Source organism: Prescottella sp. GW823-FHT02E09 (genome assembly GCF_058797375.1).
The window spans coordinates 141,496-164,741 of the sequence record NZ_JBXAJP010000006.1 but is presented as its reverse complement, the minus strand read 5'-3'; the positions used below and the strand labels follow the sequence as shown (position 1 = coordinate 164,741).

Genomic DNA, 23,246 nt, shown 5'->3' with positions numbered 1-23,246 from the left:
ATATCCGATCGATCTATCGGCTGACCCGATTGAAGGTGGAGCACGGCGTGAACCTGCGATGGCTCGACTGCTTCTTTGCACTGTCGAAGGAACTGCACTTCGGCAGGGCGGCTGCCACCCTCTTCATCGGCCAGTCCACGCTCTCCGAGTCGATTCGGAATCTCGAGGACCATCTCGGCGGCAAACTCTTCGACAGGAGTAGTCGCAGGGTCGAGCTGACCGATTTCGGTCGCACCGCTCTCGAATCGCTCGAACCCGCCTACCTGGAACTGGTGTCAGCGGTCGATCGCTGCCGGGCCATGAACAGCGGTGACAAGATCCCCTTCACCATCGGGTTCCTCGGTGGCGGGCTGTACGAGCTGCATCAGCCGTTCGTCCGCGAGTTCGCGGACGAGTTCCCGGAGCTGGCGCTCTCGTTCGTCGAGCTGAACTACCGGACGCACTTCGCGGCGTTGGCCGACGGCGATGTCGATCTTGCCTTCTGTCGGCTGCCGGTCGGGCTCCCGGGGCTCACCAGCGGTCCCATCGTCCTCCGAGACCAGCGGGTCCTGTGCATCCCGTCCGGGCATCAACTCGCGGAGCGCACGCTGGTCGACCCGGAGCAACTCGCGGACCTCAGCATCTGCCGGATTCCGCCAGAGTCGACCGATGTCGGTTGGCAGGACTATCACTTCCCCCGGATGACGCCGAGCGGCACACCGATCGCCTCAGGTCCGACGATCACCACGATCCGCGAGGGGATCGCCGCGGTCAGCGCGGGGGAGGGCTGCCTGATGATCACGAAGCGTGCCGTCGACTATTACCGGACACCGAACGTCGAGTTCGTGGACATTGATCTGCCCTCGATGCCGTCGGCCCTGGTTCGCCGCACCAACGACCATCGACCGATCCTGGCGAAGGTGGACGCCCTGCTCTACAAGATCGCGCAGCGGTTCGGAACCGCGCCGGTGCCGGATCTCGGTGTCGGGTACGAGAGCGTGGGCGCGGTCTGACTTCGTCAGCTGCGCATGTCGTCGTACATCCGTGGAAGCGCGGCACCCGCGTCGAGGACGCCCAGGAGGCGAGCGAGGTCGCCCGACTCCTCACTGCCCAGATCGGCGAACATCTCGTGGCCGAGGGCTTCGAGAAGTGAATCGGCTTCCGCCAGTACTTCCCGCCCCTTCTCGGTCAGGGACACGAGGGACCGGCGCCGATCGGACTTGTCGCGGGTACGTGTGGCCAGCTCGTTCTCCTCCAAGTGGTCGACCGCCGCGACGACCGTGGTGGGGTCGATCCGACTACGACGGCTCAGATCCAACTGCGAGAGCGGGCCTTCTGCGCCCAGTACCGCCAGCGCGGTGTAGTGGCGGGTGCGCATGCCCAGCGGGGCCAAGCAGTGCTCCGTGAGCCGGAAGGCTACTTGTCCGAGCCTGATCAGCACACAGCCGGGATGTGCCGCGACCGGTTCCGGGACCAGGGGCTCGACCATTACGTAACTTCTCCTCCTCCTCGCGGTCTGCCGTCATCCACGGAAAACCTTGCGGACTTCATATCATCGGTAGTACAAATCATTTTTATGACGGGGGTCACTACGGGGCTACTGGCAACGATAAGGGGTGGGGCACGGTGCGGAATCGAACATCGAGAGGTAGCACACGGGTGCGTGTGCGATGGGCCTCCGCGCTCGCGGCAGTGCTCACCACAGTGTCGATGCTGACAGTCGGAGCCGAGGCGCCGGCCGCGGCTCAGCCCGGTACGGGCGCGGGCACTCAGTGGCTGTGCAACCCGGCCATGACCGCGGACCCCTGCGACATCCCGCAGGATTCGACCGATCTGCTCACGGGTGAGGTGGCGACACCCGAGCCGGTGCCGGAGTCGGACAAGCCTGTCGACTGCTTCTATGTGTATCCGACCGTCAGCAATCAAGTGTCGCTGAATGCGGACCCGGTCGCGTCGCCGGAGGTGCAGTCCATCGCGAGATTCCAGGCCGCCCGGTTCTCGAGCATCTGTCGGATGTTCGCACCGGTGTACCGACAGGTCCCACTGCCGGGCATGCCGATCGCACTCGGTGGCCTGGACGGGCCACTCGAGCTCGGCTACAGCGATGTCCTCGGCGCCTGGAACGACTACCTCGCGCACGAGAACAACGGGCGTGGTGTCATCTTCATCGGGCATTCGCAGGGAACAATGATGCTCCGCAAGCTCATTCGCGACCAGGTCGACCCGAATCCGGAACTCCGCAACCGGATGGTGGGTGCGTTCCTGATGGGCGGCAACGTCACGACTGCCCGGGGCAGCGCTACCGGGGGCGACTTCGCGAACATTCCACTCTGCACCCGACGCGGCGAGTCGGGTTGTGTGACAGCGTACTCCACCGAGCTGATCGGACTGCCCTCACTGTTCGGCAACAGTTCGCTCGATCTCCTATCGCTGCGGTCGGGTCTGCCGAACGGTCCCGGGTATCAGGTGGCGTGCACGGATCCCGCGGTTCTCAGCGGCGATGCGCAACCGGTCGGAGTCACCGTTCCGAGCGCGCCGTTCTCGTTCGGATTCATCTCGGTACTGATGGACTACACCACTCTCCCCGACAGGCAGCCCACCTCGGCGTCCACCTGGTCGACGAGCCGAGGCCGGGGTGTCGGGGCATGCGTCGAGACGAACGGGTTCCACCGCTACCGCATCGACATGATCGTTCCCCAGCCGATCAACGAATTGCCGCTGTTCGACACCCACCTCGTCGACATCAACTACGGGCTCGATCGACTCGTCGACATTGCAGGTCAGCAGACCGCTTCTTGGCTGGCCGCGCCACACTGACGGCGCGGGCGAGTCAGAGTGCCACGTCCCGTTCCAGCCCGAACCAGAAGTGCTCGCCGCCGTCGAAGACGAGCTTGCCCTTGCCGTTCATGACGCCGATGACGGTGTCGTCGTCGACCTTCTTGAAGTGATCGAACACCGGCATGCCGTCGTAGACCATGGTCGCGGTGACCTCGCCGCGGAAGCGCACCTCCCACAGGCTGGCCTCGCCGTGCCCGGTTCCGATGTCGGAGAACAGCTGTCCGTCGTCGCCGCGACACAGTAGGGGCTGGACGTCGGTCGCACTCGCGAAGGCCTTGCCGTACCAGTGGGCCCGCTCCAGGAGGCGGCTGGTGCGGTGCCCGGTATCGAATGCGAAACCGCGCCAGCGGAATCCGACGAGGTCGGCGGTCCGGCATGGTTCCAGCCGGGTCCACAGTGCGTCGAGTTCACGCGGATCGATTCGATCGGTGCGGGCTCGCAGCGCCGTGACGTCGTCGTGCACGCTCATGGTCGATCTCCTGTGTCGTCGGGTGTGAAGGTGAGTACCGCCTTGACCACCTCGCCGGATCGCGCCGCAGCCACGGCATCGTCGATCCTTTCGATCGGAAAGGTCCGCACGAGCTTCTCGACCGGGAATCTGCCCTGCCGCCACAGGTCCACGAGTGCCGGCAGGAACGTCAGTGGGTCGGCGTCGCCCTCGATGACGCCGGTGAGGGTGCGGCCCACGAGCAGGTGGCTCTGGTCGACCGTGATCGGGTTGCGGCCCGGCCGCAGGCCCAGCGTCGCGCACGTTCCCGGTGTGCCCAACGACGACAACGCCTGACGGACAACCGGCTCCGTTCCGACCGACTCCACCGCGAAGTCGACGCCGCCGCCCGCGGCGTGGCGCACCGCCCGGCCCACGTCGTCGTGGTCGGCGGGGGAGAGCGCCGTCGTGGCGCCCAGTTCGAGCGCCAGCGCCCGGCGCGTGGGGAGGGGATCGACCGCGACGACGTTGTCGCATCCGGTGATGCGTGCGGCCATGACCGCCGCCATTCCGACGGCACCGAGACCGAACACGGCGAGGGACGCCCCGGGGCCGGGGCGGAGCACGTGGAGGACGGTCCCGGCCCCGGTCTGCAGGCCGCAGCCGAGAGGGCCGGCGAGTGCGACGGGTACGTCATGCGGCAATCGCACCGTGTTGCGGGCGGAGGTCACGGCGTACGAACACATCGACGACTGCCCGAACCAGTTGCCGTGCAGAGCAGACCCGTCGGCATCGGTGAGGGTGGTACTGCCGTCGGCGCGCGTGCCGCCGTAGTTGAGAGCCGCGAAGTGCGTGCAGTAGGCGGGCCGCCCGCGCATGCAGTTGCGGCAGGTGCGACACGAGTCGAAGCCGAGGACCACCGGGTCGCCCGGCGCCAGGCCGGTCACGTCGTCACCTACGGCCTCGACCACCCCGGCCCCTTCGTGCCCCAGCACCGCAGGCAGTGGGATCGGAACGCCGCCCGCCGCGGCCGTGAGGTCGGTGTGGCAGATGCCCACGCCGTGGACGCGCACCAGCACCTCGTCGGCGCGGATGCGAGGCACCCGGACGGGCTCGAGTCCGAAGGGCTGTCCGTGCGTGCGCAGCACGGCAGCGGTCGCCGAGGTGCTCACGCTTCGGCCGTCTCGCCGAGCAGCGTCGCGAGCATGAGTGTGCGGACCCGCGCCTCGTTGGCTGCGGTCGGCTCGAAGCGCATCACCCGGCCGACGTCCAGTACCAGGCTCAGTGCCGCATGGACGAGGAACCGGCACTCGACCGTGGAGAGTTCGGTGCGGGTTTCCCCGAGCAGGAGGGCCCACTCCTCGACGTTGAGGCGCTGAGTGTTCCGCAGTTCGGTGCGTTGCGCGTCCGGCAGACTTCCGATCTCGGCGAAGTACACGCTCATCAGCTCGGATTGCGCGAACGAGAGACGCACGTAGACCTCCACGAGCGACTGCAGGGCCTGCCGTGGCGTGGTGGAATCGCCGAGCGCGGTGCTCACCGCGACCGCGAGACGGTCTGCGGCGCGGTGGAACGCCGCGGCCAACAGGTCTGCCTTGCTCGCGAAGTGGCGGTACACGCCGGACGCGTTGATGCCCGCAGCGTGACCTATCTCCTCGATGCTCACCTCGTGGTACCCATGGTCGTGGAACAACAGGATGGCCTCGTGGAGCAGGACTTCCCGCTTGTTGGACAACGGGATTCCACCCACCGTGGGGCCTAGCTGTGACGGTTCTTCGGCGGGGAGCGTGGTCGCGGCGACCGAGTGGCAGGCGTCGAGGAGTAGACGTTCCATCCGCTTCTGCGGGAGCGCCGAACGGTGGACGGTGATGCTGCCGATGACACTGAGTACGGCGACACAGATCTGAAGGTTGTCCCGCCGGTCGAGGCCCGGGCGGGTCTCCTCGAGTGTCGCGCCGATCCTCCGATTGACGGTCACGATGGTGCCGCGGATGCACTCGCGGTCGCGGGACTCGAGATAGCGGCTCTCCCAGCGGTAGAGGCCGGCGGTCCGCCTGTTGGCGACGGTGGTGCGGATGGCGGCCAGGATCTGCTGGTCGAGACGCTCGGCCGCGCTCGGCGCGATCACGTTCGCGTCCTCCACGATGGCGTCCTCGAGCGCCGTCGCCAGGCCGGTGGCGGCGTGCAGGAACAATGCGTACTTGTTGGGGAAGTGGCGGTAGAGCGCCGGTCCGGAAATGCCGACCGTCGAGGCGATCTCGTCGATACTGACACTGTGGTAGCCGCGCTCGCTGAATGCCTCCGCGGCCACCGCGGCGATCTGCGCCTTCCGGTTCTTCGGCCTGCGTCTGGTCTCCCCGGTAGCGTTGTGCTGCAGGTCGATTCGAATGCGCCCCGCGCGAGTCCCGGTCCTCGTCCTTTCCGCCACCGAACCTCCTCACGAGTGGGACTGGTGGCCGAAGCATAGCTCACAGGTGAGTCTCGATATCTGTAGATTCGAAACCGGATTTCCCGGTCCGTCAAGTTGATTCGCCAGTACGGGAGGGGTTGACAAAAGGGCTGGGCGTCGCGAAAGTTAGCGCCGATTCTTGCACCGCTCGGGTTCGGTCCACATGGCTGGATGCTTCACCGTTCGTGTCGGTACCCCCGTTTCCTCCGGGGCCGGCTCACGGATACGGCAGAGGAAGGGGTTCGGGTATGACCACGACGACGGGCAGCGGGCTGCAGCGGGAACTGCGCGATTCGGTCCTGGAACTGACCATCGCGCGGCCCGAACGGATGAACGCCGTCGACATGCCTACGATGCGCGACCTCGGTGCCGCCATCCGTGCCGCCGGCAGTGATCCCGGCGTCCGCTCGATTCTGATCACAGGTGCCGGTAGCGCGTTCTGCACGGGTGCGGATCTGGCTGCGACCGTGTCGGATCCGGCGGATCCCGCGATCGTCATGGATGTCGCCAACGAGGCGATCCGAGCCATCGTCGAGGTCCCGGTTCCGGTCGTCGCGGCGGTCAACGGGCCGGCCGCGGGGATCGGGGTCTCGATGGCGCTCGCCGCCGACCTCACGTACGCGGCGGACAGCGCGTACTTCCTGCTCTCGTTCGTCGGTATCGGGCTGATGCCGGACGGGGGATCGAGCGTGCTGGTCCCGGCCGCGATCGGCCGGGCGAAGGCCGCAGAGATGGCACTGCTCGGTGAGCGGGTGCCCGCAGCCGATGCCGACCGGTTGGGCCTGGTGTCGCGCACGCTGCCGGACGACGAGCTCGTGGCGCACGCCCGCGCTGTCGCAGCCCGGCTGGCGTCGGGGCCGCGCCGCGCGCTCGAACTCACCAAGAGAGCGCTCGCGGCGGGCACACTGGCCGCTTTGGACGGCGCACTCGAACGGGAGAAGGTCGGTCAGTCGGAGCTTCTCGCGTCGGCGGACTTCGCCGAGGGGGCTGCCGCGATGCTGCAGAAGCGACGTCCCCGGTTCCCCTGAAGAGTGGAATCTGCGTCCACTTCTCCACCGACTGTCCGGCTGTGGATGCTGGCGGACGATCGTCCGATCAATGCTGGTGAACGGCCATTCCAGATGGTTGTGCGGGCGCGACCGACCGCGCCGACACACTCCAGAGCAAACCGAGAATATCGATTAACAAAGTTGCTCACCGAAACCGCTCATAACATGTAATCTGCCTCACATCGAACCACGGGTCCGGTCAGGTCGGGAGGACCCGCCACGCACGAGAGGAACCCTCGATGGTCACTTCCGCTGCTGTGCCCGCCGCCTCGCTCGAGGCGCAACGGTCCCGTCGCACCAACTGGAACAACCAGGTTGCGCGCCACGCCCGCATGATCCCGGAGCGCGAGGCGCTGCGTTTCCAGGGCGCCTCGATCACGTGGTCGGCGCTGCACGATCGGGTCGAACGGCTCGCGGACGCGCTGTCGCGTCGTGGCGTCGGCTTCGGGGACAGGGTCCTGATCCTCATGCTGAATCGCCCGGAGTACCTCGAGGCGGTGCTCGCCACCAATGCGCTCGGCGCGATCGCGGTGCCGGTGAACTTCCGCATGACCGTCCCCGAGGTCGCGTACCTGGTCCGGGACAGCGGCGCCGATGCCGTGATCACCGATACGACGTTGGCGCCACTCGCCGCCGCGGTCCGGGCGGAGACCGGTGGGCTGCAGTTGGCCGTCACGGTCGGCGCCGGCTCGGAAGGAGGTGTGCTCGGGTACGAGGATCTCGTGACCGAGGGCGGGGAACATCGTGCCGTGCAGGATATTCCGGACGACACCCCGGCGCTCATCATGTACACGTCGGGCACCACTGGGCGTCCCAAGGGTGCAGTGCTCACGCACAGCAACATGGAGGCCCAGGCCCTCACCTGCATTCGCGCCTTCCAGTTGAACCGCGCCGACGACATCGGGTTCTGTGCGTCGCCGATGTTCCACATCGCGGCGCTGGGTTCGATGGCTCCGAGCCTCATGCTGGGCCTGACCACCGTGATCTACCCGGTCGGCGCGTTCGACCCCAACACGCTGCTCGACGTTCTCGAGGAGGAGCAGGTCACCACGCTGTTCCTGGTGCCGGTCCAGTGGCAGGCCGTGTGTGCGGTGCAGCAGGCGCAGCCGCGAAAGTTGAAGCTGCGCGGTATTTCCTGGGGTGCAGCCCCCGCATCGGACACCGTGCTCCGGGCGATGGCCGAAACCTTCCCGGATGCGTCGAACGTCGCGGTGTTCGGGCAGACCGAGATGTCGCCGATCACGTGCGTGCTCGACGGCGAGGACGCACTCCGCAAGCTGGGGTCGGTGGGGCGGGTGATCCCGACCGTCCAGGCCCGGGTCGTGGACGACGACATGAACGACGTCGCACCCGGTGCGGTCGGCGAGATCGTCTACCGGGGTCCGACGATGATGCTCGAGTACTGGCGGAACCCGGCCGCCACGGCGGATGCGTTCCACGGCGGGTGGTTCCACTCGGGAGATCTGGTGCGCATGGACGACGAGGGCTTCGTCTACGTGGTCGATCGCAAGAAGGACATGATCATCTCCGGCGGCGAGAACATCTACTGCGCCGAGGTGGAGAACGCGCTGTTCGCGCACCCGAAGATCCTGGAGGCGGCCGTGATCGGCCGGCCGGACCCCAAGTGGGGTGAGATTCCGGTGGCGGTGGTCGCGCTGCGTCCGGAAGCCGGCGGAAGTCTCACGCTCGCCGAACTGCAGCCGTTCCTCGACGAGCAGTTGGCCCGCTACAAGCATCCGAAGGCAGTGGTGTGCGTGGAAGCCCTGCCGCGCAATGCGAGTGGCAAGGTCGTCAAGGGCGATCTGCGGGGTGGGACGGCCGTCGTGCAGGGCTGACCGCGGAGGAGGCCGCAGGGGCCTCGGGTTCGACACGGAACTGGGGAGGGCCGGCGAATGAGCTACGAGTTACCCACCGCGAAGGGGCCGATGCAGGACGTCGCGCTCCAGGGCGGTTACCTCATCGGCTTCTCCGTGCAGGCCCTCGTCGCGCTGGCGCGGGCGGTGCTGCGGGGGAGGTTGTCGCTCGGTGAGACGGTGAGTCAGACACTGTTCATCGGTCGGGTGAGCACCGGTCCGTCGCTGCTGTTGATGATTCCGATCGGTGTGTTCGTCGCCGTGTCGGTCGGTGAACTGGCGGGGAGGATCGGTGCCGGCGGCTACTCCGGTGCGGTGGTGGCATTCATCATCGTGGGGCAGGCCTCGGCGCTGGTGTGCGCGCTCATGATGGCCGGGGTGGCCGGCTCGGCGATCTGTACCGACCTGGGCTCGAGGAAGATTCGCGAAGAGATCGACGCGATGGAGGTCATGGGGATCGACGTGCTCGAGCGACTCGTCGCGCCCCGCCTGATCGCGGCCGCCGTGGTGTCGCTCGCGCTGTGCGCGATGGTCACCTTCGGCGGCGTGATGGCCTGCTACCTCTATCACATCTACGTCCAGCACCTGCCGGCCGGAACGTTCATGGCGACCTTCAGCCAGTACGGCCGCATGTCGGACTTCGTGATGGCCCTCGTGAAGGCCGCCATCTTCGCGCTCACCTCGACACTGGTGGCCACCTTCAAGGGTTTGCACGCCAAGGGCGGGCCCCGGGGTGTGGCCGACGCCGTCAACGAGGCCGTGGTGATCGCCTTCGCGCTCGTGTTCATCGTGAACACCGCGCTGTCGGCGCTGTACACGGTGATCGTCCCGGCGGTAGGGGCGTACTGATGGTCGGCTTCGACACCAGAGTGCGATTACGCCGGGCGGCCCGGCCGGTATCCGCCGTCCTCGATGGTCTCGCCGACGTGGGCCGCCATGTCACGTTCTTCTACCGAACCCTCGTCTCGCTGCCGTACGCCGCGACGCGGTACCGCAAACACGTTCTCACGCAGATCAGCGAGGTCAGCTTCGGCACCAACTCGGTCCTGGCGGGCGGCGGGACCATCGGAATCGTGTTCGCGATGTCCCTCGCGGCCGCGATGATGCTGGGCGTCGAGACGCATCGCGGACTCGAACTGATCGGGATGACAACACTTTCGGGAATGCTCTCGGCCATCGCGAACACCCGCGAACTCGCGCCGGTAGTGGTCGCGATCGCCCTGGCCGCGAAGGTGGGAACCGGATTCACCGCGCAACTGGGCGCAATGCGGATCTCCGACGAGATCGACGCCCTCGACTCGATGGCGGTGCGGTCGATCCCGTTCCTCGCCGGCACCCGGGTGCTGGCCGCGATGGTGTGCGTCCTGCCGATCTTCATGATCGGACTGCTCGCCAGCTACCTGTCGACGCGACTGGTGATCGTGTTCTGGGGCGGGGCGTCGTCGGGCACCTACGACTACTTCTTCCATCTGGCGCTGTCGCCGACCGATCTCGTGTACTCGGCGGTCAAAGCCATCGTGTTCGCGGGCGTCGTCGCCCTCGTGCACTGCTCGTACGGTTACTTCGCGTCGGGTGGTCCCGCCGGGGTGGGGCAGGCCGCCGGGCGCGCCCTCCGGACCGCGATCCTCGCGATCGGCATCCTCGACGTGCTCATGACGTTCGCGCTGTGGGGCCTGGTACCCACGATCCCTGGAATGGGGGTCTGACGTGGACGTGTACAACCGCCGCCGGACGGCCTTCCTCGTGCGCGGCGTCATCGCCGTGCTGGTCGCGGTGGTCGCCGGCACGGCTATGGTGTTGCGGGGATCCGGTCAGCTGCAACGGGACCCGGAGGTGATGGTCGCGATTCCGGCGTCGGCGGGACTCGTCAACGGAGAGGCGCCGGTCCGTTACAGCGGGGTCAACATCGGCCGCATCTCGGGGATCGAGTCGGGCACCGAGTCGTCGATCGTCCGCCTGCAGATCGACGCCGGCGCCATCGGATCGATCCCCGCCACCGTCACGGCACGGGTGGTGCCCCGCACCTTCTTCGGGGACATCTACATCCAACTCGTCGACGATCCGGCGGCGACGCCGCCGGGGTCGGAGGCGAGCCTGTCCGACGGCGACGAACTGCGCCTCGACACCGGACCGGATGCGGTGGCGCTGTACGAGGTCTACACCCGGCTCGTGGACATCCTGGACCGGATGCAGCCGCAGAAGATGCAGGTGGCCTTGTCGGCGCTGGCGCAGGCACTGGACGGCCGCGGCGAGACGGTGGGGCGGATCGTCGACCGGTTGGACAATGCGTCGCGGACGCTCACCCCGGCCGTTGAGACCTTCCTCGATGCGACCCCCGAGTTCCGGACGGTGTTGCAGGCGTTGGACGTCGCGACCCCGGACGTGGTCGCGACGCTGGCGTCGGCGACGTCCGTGTCCGGCAGCCTGGTCGACAACGCGGATGCGCTGTCCGAGACCCTCGGAGCAGCAGCGAGTTTCGCTCCGGTCATGGCCGGATTCCTCGGCGAGCAGCGCGACCGGATCGTCACGGTGCTCGATTCGGCCGGAGTGATCATGGCGACCACCGCGGCGGATCCGTCCGGTCTGGTCGACACGCTGGAGGGGGCGCGGACCTTCGGTGCGGCCGGTGCCCGGGTGTTCTCCACCGGGCACTTCGACATCACCGCCGTGCCGACGTTCACCGATCCCATGCCCTACACGGCCGCGGACTGCCCCGCCTACGGCGCGCTGTCGGGGGCATGTGGGCCCGTCGGCGTCGACGGCGCCGTCGAGGAGCAGCAGGCGCTGCAGGTCCTACAGGACCGGTTACTCGGCGCGGCAGCGGATTCGGGGCCGGCGCCGAGTCCGGTGTCCACGCTGATGCTGGGGCCGCTGGTGCGGGGAACCGAGGTGCAGATCCGATGAAGGTGGCCTGGGTTCCGCTCGTGAAGGTGATCGGCTTCTGCGCGGTGGGTGTCGCGTGTGCCTCGTTGGTCGCGAACACGCTGTCGGTTCCGGTGCGCGGCGCCACCGAGAGATACACCGTCGAGTTCACCGATGTCGAGGGTCTGGGCGAGGGCAACGCCGTGACGATGTCCGGTGTGCGGGTAGGCCGGGTCGACTCCATCGAGTTCGCCGACGCGGGTGGTGGTACCAGCAAGGCCGTCGTCGGGATCGAGGTGTCGTCGGACCACCCGCTCGACCGGAACGTCACCGCGGCCGTGCGGTACGGCGACATGCTCGGTGCCCGGTACCTCGCGCTCACGCCACCCCCGAGTAACGCGGCCGCGGCGGGCGGGCCGCCGCAGGCACTGGAGCCCGGCGGCGTCGTCCCACTCGAACGGACCACTCCACCGGTCGACCTCACCGCGCTCATGAACGGATTCGCGCCGCTGTTCGACGCGCTCGAGCCCGCTGAGGTCAACACGCTGACCCGCGGATTCGTGGAGACCTTCGACGGCCGTGGATCGACCGTCGCGACGCTGCTCGACCGGATCGGCTCGCTCACTGCCGATCTCGCGAACCGCCGGGGAGTTTTCGAGGAACTGATGTCGAACATGACCACCCTGATGGGGTCGGTCGACGCGCGGCAACCGCAACTCGAGGAACTCGTCACCGGTCTGCGTGATCTCAGCACCTCGGTGGCCGGCAGCAACGACCGACTGGCAGCACTGCTGGACAACGGGAATCGGGCCGTGGCATCGCTCGCGGAGGCACTGTCTCGGTCGCAGGGCGCGTTCGGCAGTTCGATCACCGACCTGACGTCGGTCACCGATGCCTGGATCGCCGACACCGGTGCGTTCGAGCGGTTCGTCGCGCAGATGCCCCAGTTCGCGGACGGGGTGAACCGGATCAGCGGCTACGGCGGATTCGTCAGCCTCTACCTGTGCAACTTCGTCCTGAAGGTCGGCGACGTGGAGGCTGACATCTTCGGCACGACCCACTCGGAGGTGTGCCGATGATGTTCCTGGTCAGGATCATCGACGTCGTCGTCGGGATGTGGCTGTTCCTCTTCCGCGGCGAGCGCCGCCCGGGTGTGGGCAGTCCCCTGGCGCTGGGCACCGTCGGGATCGTGCTGTTGGTGGCCGGCCTCGCGGCGGCGATCGGCATCCCCAAGGTGTGGTATCTGGCCCGGACCAGCCCCTACACGGCCGAACTGGCCAACGCCAGCGGTCTGTCCGGCGGCGACCCGGTCTACGTCGCGGGCGTGCCCGCCGGACGTGTCGAGGGCATCGACCTCGCGGGCGATCATGTGCGTGTGGACTTCCGGCTCGACAACGGGCAACCACTCGGGAACCGGACCACCGCCACCGTGCGGCTGAAGACGGTCCTCGGCAAGCGGTATCTCGAGGTGGTGCCCGCAGGGATCGTCGACGAGGGCGTGTCCGACGCGACGGCGGCGAACGTCATCCCGCTTGCCCGGACCACCGTGCCGTACAGCCTCGACGACGTCAGCCGGGACGCCACCGAGGCGTCGGCGCAGATCGACGTGAAGGCGCTGGAAGCGATGCTGACGACGCTGTCCGACGTGATGCCGGACGATCCCGAGCAGCTCGGCAAGGCTCTCGCGGGCATCAGTGGAGCCTCCGCGGTGGTCTCACAGAACGCCGAGCAGATCGACCAACTGCTGGCGATGTCGCGGTCGCTGTCCGATCTCGCGGTCCGGCAGAGTGATTCGCTGACCACGACGGTGGCGAACGCACAGACCATCGTCCGCACGCTCGCGGTGCGCAAGGAGGTGCTCACCCGACTGGTGGAGAACCTGCGTTCCGTGCTCTCGACCCTGGCGACCACCTACGTCGAACACGAGGAGGAGTTCGGACAGATGACCACGAACCTGGTCGAGGTGACCGATACGTTGCAGCGCAACGCCGACCACATCGACCTGATCCTCACGCGGCTGCCGCGGGCACTGCGCGCGGCCACCGACGCGACGGGTAACGGATCGTGGACCGACGTCACAGCCCCCGCAGCCGTGGTCCCCGACAACATGCTGTGCGCGCTCGGCGTGATGCAGGGGTGCCGATGAGCAGCCCGACACATCTGAGGACCACCGGCCGCGTCGTGCTCGCCGCGGCCCTGGTGATCGCCGTCGCGGCCGGCGGCTGGTTCGTGTTCGCGGCGACCGATCGCACGAAGACCGTGTACGTCGACTTCGCGTACGTCAACGGCCTCTACCCGGGCAGCAACGTCACCGTGCTCGGGGTGCCGGTCGGCACGGTCACCGCGGTGGAACCACTGGGGACCCACGTCCGGGTGACGGCATCGGTGACCGACACCGTCGACCTGCCGGCGGACGCCCACGCCTACGTGCTGAACCCGTCGGTGATCAGCGATCGGCACCTCGAATTCGGCCCGGTCCATCGGGGCGGCCCGACCCTCGAGGACGGCGCGGAGATACCGCTCGAGCGCAGCCATGCGCCCATCGACTTCGACGGACTTATGGGCAGCCTCAGCACTCTCACCGACGCGCTGGGGCCGGACGGTGGCAACGCGGGCGCACTGCTGTCTCAGGCGGCGACCGGTCTGGACGGCCGCGGCGACGACTTCAACCGTGCCGTCCGGAACCTAGGCGCTGCAACGGGTGTCGTGGGTGCACGCAGCGAGGACATCGGGGCCGTGGTCGAGAACCTGAACACGCTCGTGGTCCAACTCGACGAACGGCAGGTGAGCCTCGACGCGCTGGTGTCCGACCTCGCAGCGCTCGGCGACGAATGGGCGGCGCAGGACCTCGACATCTCCCAGCCGTTGCAGGATCTGGCGACCGTCTTCGACCAGATCGATCGCTTCACCGCCGAACACGGCGACGACGTGGGTGCGATTTCGCAGAACATGTCGGCTCTCGGTGACGCGCTCGCCGCGAATCGGCCGGGTCTGGCCGAGTTCATGGACCTGGTTCCGCTGCTGATGCAGAATCTGTCGAACACCGTCGGACCCGACGACCGCGGCCGGATCCGGCTCAACATTTCCACTGCCCTCACCCAGTTCGCGGTGGCGCAACCCCTGTGCGAGCAGTACCCGATGCCGCTGTGCACGGGCGCCGGATTCACCAATCCGATCTCGTTTCCGATCAGCGCGTCCGACCCGTTGGGGCTGGCGACCCTGCTGTCGGGCGGGGCCGCGCCGGCCGGGGGGAACTGATGCGGCGCCGGGGAGTTCTGACGATCGCGCTCGCCGGAGCCCTGGCCACCGCCGGCTGCGGTGCCGGAATCCAGGATCTACCGTTGGGCCGGTCCGTGCCCGGCGACAACTACACAGTGAGCGTCCAGCTTGCACACGCCGACGGGTTGCTCCTCGGCGCCGACGTCCGTCACGGTCAGCGCGTGATCGGCCGGGTCGCGCACCTGTCCACCGACACCGTCGGGGCGGTCGTGGACCTGAGCCTGACGTCGTCGGTCGAGCTCCCCGACAACGTCGAGGTGGCGGTGGAGTTGCCGTCCGCGCTGGGCAGCCCGTTCGTCCGTCTCCGGGCGCCCGAGCAACCCTCCGGCGGCACCCTTTCCGACGGCGATGTGATCGTCCTGTCCCGCACCGAGATCGGGCCGCAGATCGAGACCGTGCTGGCCACCCTGGGTGCGGTCCTGACCGGTAGCGGGTTCGATCAGTTGCAGACCGTGATCGGTGAACTGAACGCCGCCTTCGACGGTCGCCCCCAGCAGGTGCGGAACCTGCTCGACACCGTCACCGCCCTCACCGGGTCGGCCACGGAGCACCAGCAGGAATTCGACGCCGCGACCGATCTCGCCGCGGACATCTCACGCGAGCTGGTGGCACAGCAGGACGTCATCGACGGGTTCCTCGACATCGCACCCGAGACGGTGAACATCCTGGCGGGACAGCGTGATCGCATCGCGTCCCTGCTCGATTCCAGCGCGCGACTGGCCGAACACGTGGACTTCGTGACATCTGGTTCGTCGACCGGTCTCGATGCCGTGATCGGCGACGCGGCGACGGTGGTGGCGTCGCTGCGTTCGTACAACTCCCGCATCGGCGAGACCCTCGCGAACATGAACAGCTTCCTCGGGAACTTCGACCGTGCCGCCAAGGGCGACTACCTGATGTTCGACGGCACCCTCGACATCCCGGCGAGCATCGAGAACCTGCTCACCGGCGGGACGGCTGCACTGCCGCCCGAGGCCGGGTCGCTGCAGTCGCTGCTGTCGGGAGGTATCGGATGAGGCGGGTCGTGCTGGTTCAGCTGATCCTGTTCGCACTCACTGCCGCGGTGGTCGTGCCGTTCGGCATCGCGTATGTGGCCGGGTCGCGCGCCTTCGGTGATCCGATCCGACTGCACGCGAACATGTCCGACGCGCTCGGGCTCACCGCGGGAACGAGCGTCACATACCGCGGCGTACAGATCGGGAAGGTCGCCTCGGTGGGACTCGACGACGAACATGGCGGTGCGCGTGTCGAATTCGACCTCGATCCGGGAACCCGGATCCCTAGGGACAGCATCGCGAAGGTCGGGATGGGGACCGTCGCCGGCATCCAGAACGTCGACATCTTCCCGAACACCGACGCCGGACCGTATCTGGAGGACGGCGACACCCTCGCCGCGCCGCAGGACCAGCAGCCGGTCCAGATGGATCGACTGATGGGTGACGCCGCGAGGCTCCTCGGCAGCATCGACCCCGAGTCAGTCAGCACGCTCGGCACCGAGTTGGGCGCCTCCTTCGAGGGACTCGGGCCGAGTCTGACGGGACTCATCGACGACGGCGATCGGCTCAGCGTGCTACTCGAGCGGCAGGCACCCGAATTGCGCTCGCTGCTCACGCGCACCGCCAGCCTGGTGGGGACGATGGCCGTGGGCTCCGACGCGTTCGTCCGCGGGATGGGTGCGGCCCGCACCTTCAGCGGGCAGCTCGACGCCAACCGGCCGGTCCTGGTGTACCTGGTCGACCGTTCGCCCGAGGCGCTCACCCGCACCCGGGAACTGTTCGACCGCTACCACGGCACCTTCGGTGACCTGCTGGCGAATCTCGCGACCGTCACCCCGGTCATCTCCGACAGACGGAACGCGCTGGCCGCCGGACTCGACGAGATTCCCCGGGGGCTCGGCAAGCTCGAGTCGATCGTCAAGGGCGACAGAGCGGAGTTCGCGCTCGTCGCGACGCAGGGCCCCGTGTGCAACTACGACACGACTCGGCGTGCCGTCGGCGATCTCACGCCCACCACGCCGAACCTCACGCTGTACTGCCCACCCGGACCCGACATCGCGCAGCGAGGATCGCGAACGGCGCCGCGCCCCGACGATCTCGGACTACTGAACGCGACCACACCGGGCACGGTCATCGGCCCGCCGATGGTGCAGGACCCGATCCTCGTCCCCACCGGGGTCGAGGCGCTCGACCAATGGAACCGACTGCTGGAGGAGCTCGGAGATGGCGAACGATGAGCCGGACAACGGCGACGACACCGGGACCGCCGGGGCGGTCACCACGATGCGTCAGCCGGCGCCGGATGCGGTCGCGGGGGTGAGCGAGTCGTCGTCCACCGACCGGCGCCGGTTCGGGATCGTCCCCGTCACGATCCTCGCGGCGCTGGCCGTCGTCCTCGGCGCGGTGGCGGGCTGGCAGTGGTGGGAGCAGCGGCAGCGCGATGCGATGCGCGCGGAGGCGGTCGACACCACCCGCGACTACGCGCAGACGATGGCGTCGTTCGACTATCAGAACCTGGACGCGAACCGCGACAAGATCGCGGGCATGTCGACGCCCGAGTTCACCGGCAAGTACGACGAGATGGTCGACGCGCTGCGGACACTCGTCACCGACGGTCAAGGGCAGGCGACGGCCACCGTCACGAACATCGGTGTCCAGAGTCTCGACGATTCGAACGCGGTGGTGCTGGCCTTCGTCGACCAGGAGGCGAAGAATGTGATTGCTCCCGAAGGCAAGTCGCAGAAGTACCGGATGGTCGTGATGCTCGAGCGGGACGGTGACCGCTGGATCGTCGACAACGTCGAGACCAGGTAGCGACGAGGAGCGGAGGAATCCCATGCCGATCAACTACCTCGACCTCGCGGGCACCGAGCCGCGGCTGACAAACGAGCGCACCCGGATCCGTATTGCGACGGCACCGCGCCGGCGAGGGCGCCCGGCCCGGATCTCCGACGCGCTCGACTTCTGGTCGTTCGCCGGCGGTGCCGCGAACGTCGTGATGCAGTTGTCGTGGCCGGAGGTGGGGCACGGTGTGGCGGAGAGCAAGGTCGAGTCCGGCAGCCTCGTCAAGCATCCGTGGAAGCGTGCCCGCACCACGTTCACGTATCTGTCGGTCGCGATCCTCGGCACCGAGAGCGAGCGTCGCGCCTACCGGGAGGCGGTGAACGGCGCGCACCGGTACGTACGATCCGACGAGACCAGTCCGGTGCCCTACAACGCCTTTCACCGGGAACTGCAGTTGTGGGTGGCGGCCTGCCTGTTCATCGGCTTCGAGGACACGCACCAGTTGCTGCACGGGCGGATGACGCCCGAACAGGCCGAGGAGTTCTATCGGTCGTCGGCGACCCTCGGCACCACGTTGCAGGTCACCGACGACATGTGGCCGGCCACCCGCGCCGACTTCGACCGGTACTGGAACATCGCCTGCGAGCGGGTTGCGATCGACGAGACCGTCCGCGCCTACCTCACCGATCTGATCGGACTGCGGATGGTGTCGTGGCCGCTGCGACTGGTGTTCGGCAACCTGCTGAAGTTCCTCACCACGGGCTTCCTGGCCCCGTTGTTCCGGGAGCAACTCGGTCTGGAATGGAGCGAGGACGATCGACGTCGGTTCGAGCATCTGTTCATCTTCGTCGCGTTCGTCAACCGCTTCGTCCCCCGGTTCGTGCGGCATCTGCCGAGCCGGGTCCTGATGCGTGACCTGCAGCGCCGAATCCGGTCCGGGAAGAGCCTCGTGTAAGTCGCCACACCGGGCCGGAATTGTCACCTTCTGGTGTTTCGCGTGGTGCGCGGCGCATTCGTCGGGTTTGATTCGAGGAGTCATGCCCGCAATACCGGAACAGAGGGTGAACGTTTGACCGAGACACAGTCACCGGCGAAGCCCAGCGGCGCCGCAACCGACTACTTCGAGCCCGACGATCGATGGGTTCCCGTCGATCGGCGATGGTTGGGCCTCGACCGCAGGACGATCGTTCCGACATTGGTCGTCCTTGCCTTCGTGATCATCATGGGCACGGTCCTGCCCGCCATCGACGACGCCGTCCCCTACGGCGACCGGGTCGCCGCGGGCGATGTGATGGAGGTCGATGGTGGCGTGACGTTCGTTCCCTCCGCTGACTGGGGCATCACGTCCGGCGTGCGGGTCGGGGACAAACCGGCTTCCGGGTCGTATCCTTCCGACGCGACAGTTGTGGACGGGGACGTCTCCTTCTCGGTTCGCACCGCGCCCTTCTCCGGGGATGCGGCGGGGCTCCTCGACCAGATCAGGCAGACTGCCGCGGCGCTGAACAGCGCCAACGGGTTCCAGGTCGCCGGCGACCCGGTCGACATCACCACCGCGGACGGCAGTCGCGGCGTGCTCGCGAGGTACTCGGGTACGGCGTCCGACGGCGTCATCGCGGCGTTCGTGTTCGACGGGCTCGGTGTCGAGGTCGTAGCCGTGGGGCCCGCAGAGGTCGAGTCCGATGCGTCCTCGGACATCGGACACATGATCTCCAGCATCAGTCACAGGCAGGGGGAAGGTGTATGAGCACCATCGAGACGACGATCGACGACCTGGAACAGGCTCGCGTCACGGCGATCGACAACTCCGGCTGGGGTCGGTCGTTCACGTTCTACCAGCCACGCAACGCGGCCTTCTGGGTGTACCTGCTGTTGGTCACCAGCGGAACCTTCACCTTCTTCTCGATGCTCGCCAGCGCATCCGGCGCTTACGGCCGGGCAATCGCCGTCGCGGTCGTCTCGTTCACCGTCTACGGGGCGGTGTTCTGGTGGTTCACCCGGCACATCGACAGGTACGCCCGCCAGCCGATCAAGCTGATCGTCGTCGCGTTCCTGTGGGGCGGATTCGCCGCGACGTGGGTGATGGCGGCCAACGCCAACGATGCCCTGCGATCCCTGTACGCCAAGGTCTTCGGGCAGGCCTGGTCCCTCGACTGGGGTGCCGGCCTCGCCGCGCCCTTCACCGAGGAGATCGCCAAGGGGATCGGTCTGCTACTGCTCATTTCGTTGGCGCCGCGTCTGGTGCGCACCGCCTTCGACGGGTTCATCCTCGGTGCGTTCCTGGGCCTGGGATTCCAGCTGATCGAAGATGTTGCCTACGCATTGAGCTCCGCCGGGTCGCAGTTCGGGGCCAACCAGGTGGAGGCCGCGATGTCGACCGTGTGGATGCGCATGGCCACCGGAGTCACCGCGCACATCCTCTACAGCGCGATCTTCTGCGCCGGACTGGTCTATCTGATGGGTCGTCCTGGCGAGCCGCGCCGGGCGGGGCGGGGACTGGCGTTGATGGCGTGCGCGATGGTGCTGCACGGTCTGTGGGATTCGTCCGGGGCGATCGCCCGAGGCAACGGTGTCCTGATACTGGCGATGATCGTGGTGATGATCCTCGTCGGGCTGTACATCGTCGTGCGGGTCTTCAGGATGACGGTTCCGCGTGAGCGTGAGTACCTGCGGCGCATCATGGCGCCCGAGGCGGCGAACGGTGTGATCACCGACGCCGAACTGGAGGCGATGTGCGGTGACGGGAAGGTGCGCAGGGCATTTCGGAAGTCCCCCGCGGGCCACCACGAACGGAGACGTGCCGGATTCGTGCTCGAGGCCGCGCGGGACCTCGCGGACGAACTGGCGGGTTCACGTGGAAATGACTCCGGGCGAGTCGAGTTCGCTCGGTCCGAGGTTCGGCGGATCCGGGCCGGCGCCCCTCCCTCGCGCCCGTAGTTCCGCTCCCGGAAACGGCCGTCACGGTCCCGCGTGCTCCCGACTGCAATCCAGGAGCGCGCGGGTCCGGACGGACTGCGGTCTCCGCGGATGACGGTCCGGTCACACAATCCGGGTAATAGTCACAATTGAGTTTTCCCAGTTCGGGGCATTGCGGAGGCCCCGTCCGCGCGTAGTATCAGTAGTGCGGATCGAGTAAGTAATCGGTAACGGTGAAAGTCTCGTGAAACAGAGATGCGGCCGAGGGTGTGAGAGCATTCCCGGCCACACCCCTGTTCGGGGCCTTTTCGGATCCGGCCGGTTCAGCGCACCCGCAACCGTTCACGGCGCAACTGATCCACCTCGGGCAGGTCCAGCGGCGCCAACTCGTCCACCCCGAGGGCGCGCTTCAGCAGCAGGTCGGCCAGCTCGGGGTTCCGCGCCAGCACCGGACCGTGCATGTACGTGCCGATCACCGAACCCTGCGTGACGCCTTCGAGTCCGTCGCCGACGCCGTTGCCCACGCCGTGCGTCACCCGTCCCACGGGCTTGGCGTCGGCTCCGAGAGTCGTTCCGCCGCGGTGGTTCTCGAATCCCGACAGGGGAGAGGTCAGACCCTCGATCAGCGGCGTGGTGATGACCTCGCCGATCGAGCGTGTGGCCTGGGGGGTGGTGGTGGCGTCGAGCATCGAGACGCCGTCGATGCGCTCGCCGGCCGACGTCTCGTACCAGTGCCCGAGCACCTGGATCGCCGCGCAGATCGCGAGCACGGGGGCGCCGCGGTCGGCGGCGCGCTGCAGACCCGGATAGGTGTTGAGGTGCCGGGTCGCGAGGCGCTGCGCCGAGTCCTCCGCGCCACCGAGGGTGTAGAGGTCCAGCGAGTCGGGCACCGGATCGCTGAGCGTGATGTCGACGATCTCGGCGTCGTACCCGCGCATGCGCAGGCGCTGCCGCAGGATCAGGGCGTTGCCGCCGTCGCCGTACGTGCCCATGACGTCGGGCAGGACCAGGCCGATGCGGACCGTCGACTCAGACATCGCGGCTGTTCTCCTTCGCGATCGCGGTGTTGAGGTCACGGAACGCCGTGTAGTTGGCCAGCACCTCGACCCGACCGGGCGGGCACGACGCGATCGCCTTCAACGGGTCCGGCTCGAGCGTGTGTTCCACGCCGGCATACGTCAGGCGGACCGCAAGGTCGGTACCGCGCTCACCGGCGGCCACCACCTGCACACCCTCGAAGTGCTCGAAACGCACGTCCCACAGCCACGACAGGTCCTCGCCGTCGGGCACCTGGCCGTTGACGGCGATGACGAGGCCGTCGACACTGTGGTCGATCATCGACAGCGCCTCCTGCCAACCGGCCGGGTTCTTCGCCAGCAGCATGTGCACGGAGTGCGCGCCCACCTGGACGGTGCTGTACCGGCCGGCGACCTCCTCGACGATCGACGCGGCGGCGACGGCGTCCTCGGCCTTCGCGCCCATCGCGACGGCCGCGGCCACGGCCTGCGCCGCGTTGCCCCGGTTCGCCCGGCCCGGCAGCGTCAGCTTCATCGGCAGCACCAGCCCGTCGGGGCCGTACAGGTTGTCGTCGTCGAGCCACCAGTCCGGCGTCGGACGCGCGAAGTCGGAGCCGGTGCTGCGCCAGTTCGGGCCGTCCCACACGATCGGCTCACCGGTGCGCGGGCAGCTGACCGAATCGCTGGCCCACCCGCTGCCGGCGGCCACCCAGATCACGTTCTTGCAGTCGTAGGCGACGGACGTGACCAGCACGTCGTCACAGTTCGCGACCACGATCGCGTCGGGATGCCGCTCGAGCCCGGCCCGCAGCTTCCGCTCGATCATGTTGATCTCGCCGACCCGGTCCAGCTGGTCGCGGCTCAGGTTGAGCAGCACCACGACCTCGGGGTTCACGGCGTCGGACACGTGCGGAACGTGCAGCTCGTCCACCTCGAGGGCAGCGAGCGGGGCGTTCACGCGGGCGGTCAGGGCGGCGACGATGCCGGCGTCCATGTTGGCGCCGTCGGCCTGTGTGGCGACCTCGTCGAGCGTCGCGAGCGCGGCGGCGGTCATCCGGGTGGTGGTGGACTTGCCGTTGGTGCCGGTGATCACCACGCTGCGGCGTCCGCGGCCCAGTTGCTCCATCAGGGTCGGGTCGATCTTCAGCGCGATCAGGCCGCCGATCATCGAGCCCTTGCCGCGTCCGGCCTTCTGCGACGCCCAGGCCGCAGCGGCCGCGGCACGCAGGGCGAGGCGTCCGCGCAGACTGATCCGAGTACTAGTTCCCACGTGCCGAGTTTTCCACAGGCCGATCGGGGACGCCGCCCGGTGCCGGGCCCGCCGCCCCGGAAACGGTGATGCCGCGCTCCCGATCGGGAGCGCGGCATCACCACAAGCCGAGCGAGGAGGACCCGCGAGAGCTCAGGTCAGCCGGCGAGAGCCTTGGCCTTGAGCGACTGGAACTCCTCCTGCGTGATGGTGCCGGAGTCGAGCAGCGCCTTGGCGTCGGCGATCTGCTCCGCGCCGGACTTGCCGGCGACCTGGCGGATGTAGGTGTCCTGCGCGTCCTTCATCTGCTGCGCGGCGGCGATGGAACGCTTCGTCATGTCGTCACCCTTGACGATCAGGTACACGAGAGCGGTGATGAACGGGAGGATGATCAGGAAGACCACCCAGATTGCCTTGACCCAGCCGGAACTCTTGTGATCCCGGAACAGGTCCGTGATGATCGAGAACAGCAGCATCAGGTACGCGATGAACGCGAAGCTGACGAGAATCACCCAGAGAAAATCCCAGAAAGAGTCCATGAGGACGGCTCCA

Annotated in this window: 23 protein-coding genes; 16 read left to right on the top strand and 7 right to left on the bottom strand. The window is 67.8% G+C overall.

Annotation, left to right across the window (positions count from 1 at the left end; translation table 11 throughout):
* The first annotated feature begins 47 nt into the window (after positions 1-47).
* Positions 48-992, top strand: coding sequence for a LysR family transcriptional regulator (locus AC1RIF_RS16940; protein ID WP_492602523.1), 945 nt, complete (start codon positions 48-50; stop codon positions 990-992).
* A gap of 5 nt (positions 993-997) precedes the next feature.
* Here AC1RIF_RS16940 and AC1RIF_RS16935 read toward each other — a convergent pair whose 3' ends face one another.
* A complete protein-coding gene (locus AC1RIF_RS16935) occupies positions 998-1,468 on the bottom strand; it encodes a MarR family winged helix-turn-helix transcriptional regulator (RefSeq protein WP_492602522.1) in 471 nt (156 codons plus the stop codon).
* Positions 1,469-1,689: 221 nt separating this feature from the next.
* Here AC1RIF_RS16935 and AC1RIF_RS16930 point away from each other — a divergent pair, with 221 nt between their 5' ends.
* Positions 1,690-2,796 carry a DUF3089 domain-containing protein gene (locus AC1RIF_RS16930; RefSeq protein WP_492602768.1) on the top strand — a complete coding sequence of 369 codons (1,107 nt, stop codon included), beginning with the start codon at positions 1,690-1,692 and terminating at the stop codon, positions 2,794-2,796.
* A gap of 13 nt (positions 2,797-2,809) precedes the next feature.
* Here AC1RIF_RS16930 and AC1RIF_RS16925 read toward each other — a convergent pair whose 3' ends face one another.
* Genes AC1RIF_RS16925 through AC1RIF_RS16915 form a run of 3 tightly spaced genes read right to left on the bottom strand, consistent with a single transcriptional unit; the run spans position 2,810 to position 5,672 of the window.
* On the bottom strand, positions 2,810-3,286 hold the full coding sequence (locus AC1RIF_RS16925; RefSeq protein ID WP_492602521.1) for a DUF4334 domain-containing protein: 477 nt from the start codon (positions 3,284-3,286) through the stop codon (positions 2,810-2,812).
* Positions 3,283-4,416 carry an NAD(P)-dependent alcohol dehydrogenase gene (locus AC1RIF_RS16920; RefSeq protein WP_492602520.1) on the bottom strand — a complete coding sequence of 378 codons (1,134 nt, stop codon included), beginning with the start codon at positions 4,414-4,416 and terminating at the stop codon, positions 3,283-3,285. Before AC1RIF_RS16920 ends, AC1RIF_RS16925 begins: the two co-directional genes overlap by 4 nt.
* On the bottom strand, positions 4,413-5,672 hold the full coding sequence (locus tag AC1RIF_RS16915) for a TetR/AcrR family transcriptional regulator (RefSeq protein WP_492602519.1): 1,260 nt from the start codon (positions 5,670-5,672) through the stop codon (positions 4,413-4,415). The genes AC1RIF_RS16920 and AC1RIF_RS16915 overlap by 4 nt, the downstream gene beginning before the upstream one ends.
* Positions 5,673-5,941: 269 nt before the next feature.
* On the opposite strand from AC1RIF_RS16915, the gene AC1RIF_RS16910 reads away from it, so the two are divergent.
* The 14 genes from AC1RIF_RS16910 (at position 5,942) to AC1RIF_RS16845 (ending at position 20,450) form a co-directional block, all read left to right on the top strand.
* Positions 5,942-6,721: an enoyl-CoA hydratase-related protein gene (locus AC1RIF_RS16910; RefSeq protein WP_492602518.1), complete on the top strand. Its 780-nt coding sequence runs from the start codon at positions 5,942-5,944 to the stop codon at positions 6,719-6,721.
* A gap of 260 nt (positions 6,722-6,981) precedes the next feature.
* The gene (fadD5, locus tag AC1RIF_RS16905) at positions 6,982-8,577 is read left to right on the top strand and encodes a fatty-acid--CoA ligase FadD5 (protein ID WP_492602517.1); all 1,596 of its coding nucleotides are present in this window, start codon (positions 6,982-6,984) and stop codon (positions 8,575-8,577) included.
* A 57-nt stretch (positions 8,578-8,634) separates the two neighbouring features.
* On the top strand, positions 8,635-9,444 hold the full coding sequence (locus AC1RIF_RS16900; RefSeq protein WP_492602516.1) for an MlaE family ABC transporter permease: 810 nt from the start codon (positions 8,635-8,637) through the stop codon (positions 9,442-9,444).
* Positions 9,444-10,301: an MlaE family ABC transporter permease gene (locus AC1RIF_RS16895; RefSeq protein WP_492602515.1), complete on the top strand. Its 858-nt coding sequence runs from the start codon at positions 9,444-9,446 to the stop codon at positions 10,299-10,301. Before AC1RIF_RS16900 ends, AC1RIF_RS16895 begins: the two co-directional genes overlap by 1 nt.
* 1 nt (position 10,302) lies before the next feature.
* Complete coding sequence (locus AC1RIF_RS16890) at positions 10,303-11,499, top strand: MCE family protein (RefSeq protein WP_492602514.1); 1,197 nt, start codon at positions 10,303-10,305, stop codon at positions 11,497-11,499.
* Entirely contained in the window at positions 11,496-12,536 is a 1,041-nt protein-coding gene (locus AC1RIF_RS16885) for an MCE family protein (RefSeq protein WP_492602513.1), read from the top strand. The genes AC1RIF_RS16890 and AC1RIF_RS16885 overlap by 4 nt, the downstream gene beginning before the upstream one ends.
* Positions 12,536-13,603, top strand: a complete 1,068-nt coding sequence (locus tag AC1RIF_RS16880; RefSeq protein ID WP_492602767.1) for an MCE family protein — start codon at positions 12,536-12,538, stop codon at positions 13,601-13,603. The genes AC1RIF_RS16885 and AC1RIF_RS16880 overlap by 1 nt, the downstream gene beginning before the upstream one ends.
* Positions 13,600-14,715 (top strand): MCE family protein, encoded by a 1,116-nt coding sequence (locus AC1RIF_RS16875; protein WP_492602512.1) that lies wholly within the window; start codon positions 13,600-13,602, stop codon positions 14,713-14,715. Before AC1RIF_RS16880 ends, AC1RIF_RS16875 begins: the two co-directional genes overlap by 4 nt.
* Positions 14,715-15,752: an MCE family protein gene (locus tag AC1RIF_RS16870; RefSeq protein WP_492602511.1), complete on the top strand. Its 1,038-nt coding sequence runs from the start codon at positions 14,715-14,717 to the stop codon at positions 15,750-15,752. Before AC1RIF_RS16875 ends, AC1RIF_RS16870 begins: the two co-directional genes overlap by 1 nt.
* Positions 15,749-16,969, top strand: coding sequence for an MlaD family protein (locus AC1RIF_RS16865; protein WP_492602510.1), 1,221 nt, complete (start codon positions 15,749-15,751; stop codon positions 16,967-16,969). Before AC1RIF_RS16870 ends, AC1RIF_RS16865 begins: the two co-directional genes overlap by 4 nt.
* Entirely contained in the window at positions 16,956-17,546 is a 591-nt protein-coding gene (locus tag AC1RIF_RS16860; RefSeq protein ID WP_492602509.1) for an Rv1363c family protein, read from the top strand. The genes AC1RIF_RS16865 and AC1RIF_RS16860 overlap by 14 nt, the downstream gene beginning before the upstream one ends.
* A 22-nt stretch (positions 17,547-17,568) precedes the next feature.
* Positions 17,569-18,471, top strand: coding sequence for an oxygenase MpaB family protein (locus AC1RIF_RS16855; protein WP_492602508.1), 903 nt, complete (start codon positions 17,569-17,571; stop codon positions 18,469-18,471).
* Between the two features lie 114 nt (positions 18,472-18,585).
* Entirely contained in the window at positions 18,586-19,260 is a 675-nt protein-coding gene (locus AC1RIF_RS16850; RefSeq protein ID WP_492602507.1) for a hypothetical protein, read from the top strand.
* A complete protein-coding gene (locus tag AC1RIF_RS16845) occupies positions 19,257-20,450 on the top strand; it encodes a PrsW family intramembrane metalloprotease (RefSeq protein ID WP_492602506.1) in 1,194 nt (397 codons plus the stop codon). The genes AC1RIF_RS16850 and AC1RIF_RS16845 overlap by 4 nt, the downstream gene beginning before the upstream one ends.
* Before the next feature lie 302 nt (positions 20,451-20,752).
* Here the strand turns inward: AC1RIF_RS16845 and AC1RIF_RS16840 are convergent, their stop codons facing one another.
* The 3 genes from AC1RIF_RS16840 to AC1RIF_RS16830 form a co-directional block, all read right to left on the bottom strand.
* Positions 20,753-21,466, bottom strand: a complete 714-nt coding sequence (locus tag AC1RIF_RS16840; protein WP_492602505.1) for a type 1 glutamine amidotransferase — start codon at positions 21,464-21,466, stop codon at positions 20,753-20,755.
* Positions 21,459-22,715, bottom strand: a complete 1,257-nt coding sequence (locus tag AC1RIF_RS16835; protein WP_492602504.1) for a Mur ligase family protein — start codon at positions 22,713-22,715, stop codon at positions 21,459-21,461. The genes AC1RIF_RS16840 and AC1RIF_RS16835 overlap by 8 nt, the downstream gene beginning before the upstream one ends.
* Positions 22,716-22,852: 137 nt before the next feature.
* Positions 22,853-23,233, bottom strand: coding sequence for an SHOCT domain-containing protein (locus tag AC1RIF_RS16830; RefSeq protein WP_492602503.1), 381 nt, complete (start codon positions 23,231-23,233; stop codon positions 22,853-22,855).
* Between the last annotated feature and the right edge of the window lie 13 nt (positions 23,234-23,246).

Bases quoted from the DNA above. Each gene is read 5' to 3' on its own strand.
- AC1RIF_RS16935 (WP_492602522.1), bottom strand. From the start codon at position 1,468: ATGGTCGAGCCCCTGGTCCCGGAACCGGTCGCGGCACATCCCGGCTGT.
- AC1RIF_RS16845 (WP_492602506.1), top strand. From the start codon at position 19,257: ATGAGCACCATCGAGACGACGATCGACGACCTGGAACAGGCTCGCGTC.
- AC1RIF_RS16925 (WP_492602521.1), bottom strand. From the start codon at position 3,286: ATGAGCGTGCACGACGACGTCACGGCGCTGCGAGCCCGCACCGATCGA.
- AC1RIF_RS16900 (WP_492602516.1), top strand. From the start codon at position 8,635: ATGAGCTACGAGTTACCCACCGCGAAGGGGCCGATGCAGGACGTCGCG.
- AC1RIF_RS16895 (WP_492602515.1), top strand. From the start codon at position 9,444: ATGGTCGGCTTCGACACCAGAGTGCGATTACGCCGGGCGGCCCGGCCG.
- AC1RIF_RS16875 (WP_492602512.1), top strand. From the start codon at position 13,600: ATGAGCAGCCCGACACATCTGAGGACCACCGGCCGCGTCGTGCTCGCC.
- AC1RIF_RS16885 (WP_492602513.1), top strand. From the start codon at position 11,496: ATGAAGGTGGCCTGGGTTCCGCTCGTGAAGGTGATCGGCTTCTGCGCG.
- AC1RIF_RS16830 (WP_492602503.1), bottom strand. From the start codon at position 23,233: ATGGACTCTTTCTGGGATTTTCTCTGGGTGATTCTCGTCAGCTTCGCG.
- AC1RIF_RS16855 (WP_492602508.1), top strand. From the start codon at position 17,569: ATGCCGATCAACTACCTCGACCTCGCGGGCACCGAGCCGCGGCTGACA.
- AC1RIF_RS16840 (WP_492602505.1), bottom strand. From the start codon at position 21,466: ATGTCTGAGTCGACGGTCCGCATCGGCCTGGTCCTGCCCGACGTCATG.
- AC1RIF_RS16860 (WP_492602509.1), top strand. From the start codon at position 16,956: ATGGCGAACGATGAGCCGGACAACGGCGACGACACCGGGACCGCCGGG.
- AC1RIF_RS16865 (WP_492602510.1), top strand. From the start codon at position 15,749: ATGAGGCGGGTCGTGCTGGTTCAGCTGATCCTGTTCGCACTCACTGCC.
- fadD5 (WP_492602517.1), top strand. From the start codon at position 6,982: ATGGTCACTTCCGCTGCTGTGCCCGCCGCCTCGCTCGAGGCGCAACGG.
- AC1RIF_RS16870 (WP_492602511.1), top strand. From the start codon at position 14,715: ATGCGGCGCCGGGGAGTTCTGACGATCGCGCTCGCCGGAGCCCTGGCC.
- AC1RIF_RS16910 (WP_492602518.1), top strand. From the start codon at position 5,942: ATGACCACGACGACGGGCAGCGGGCTGCAGCGGGAACTGCGCGATTCG.
- AC1RIF_RS16880 (WP_492602767.1), top strand. From the start codon at position 12,536: ATGTTCCTGGTCAGGATCATCGACGTCGTCGTCGGGATGTGGCTGTTC.
- AC1RIF_RS16930 (WP_492602768.1), top strand. From the start codon at position 1,690: ATGCTGACAGTCGGAGCCGAGGCGCCGGCCGCGGCTCAGCCCGGTACG.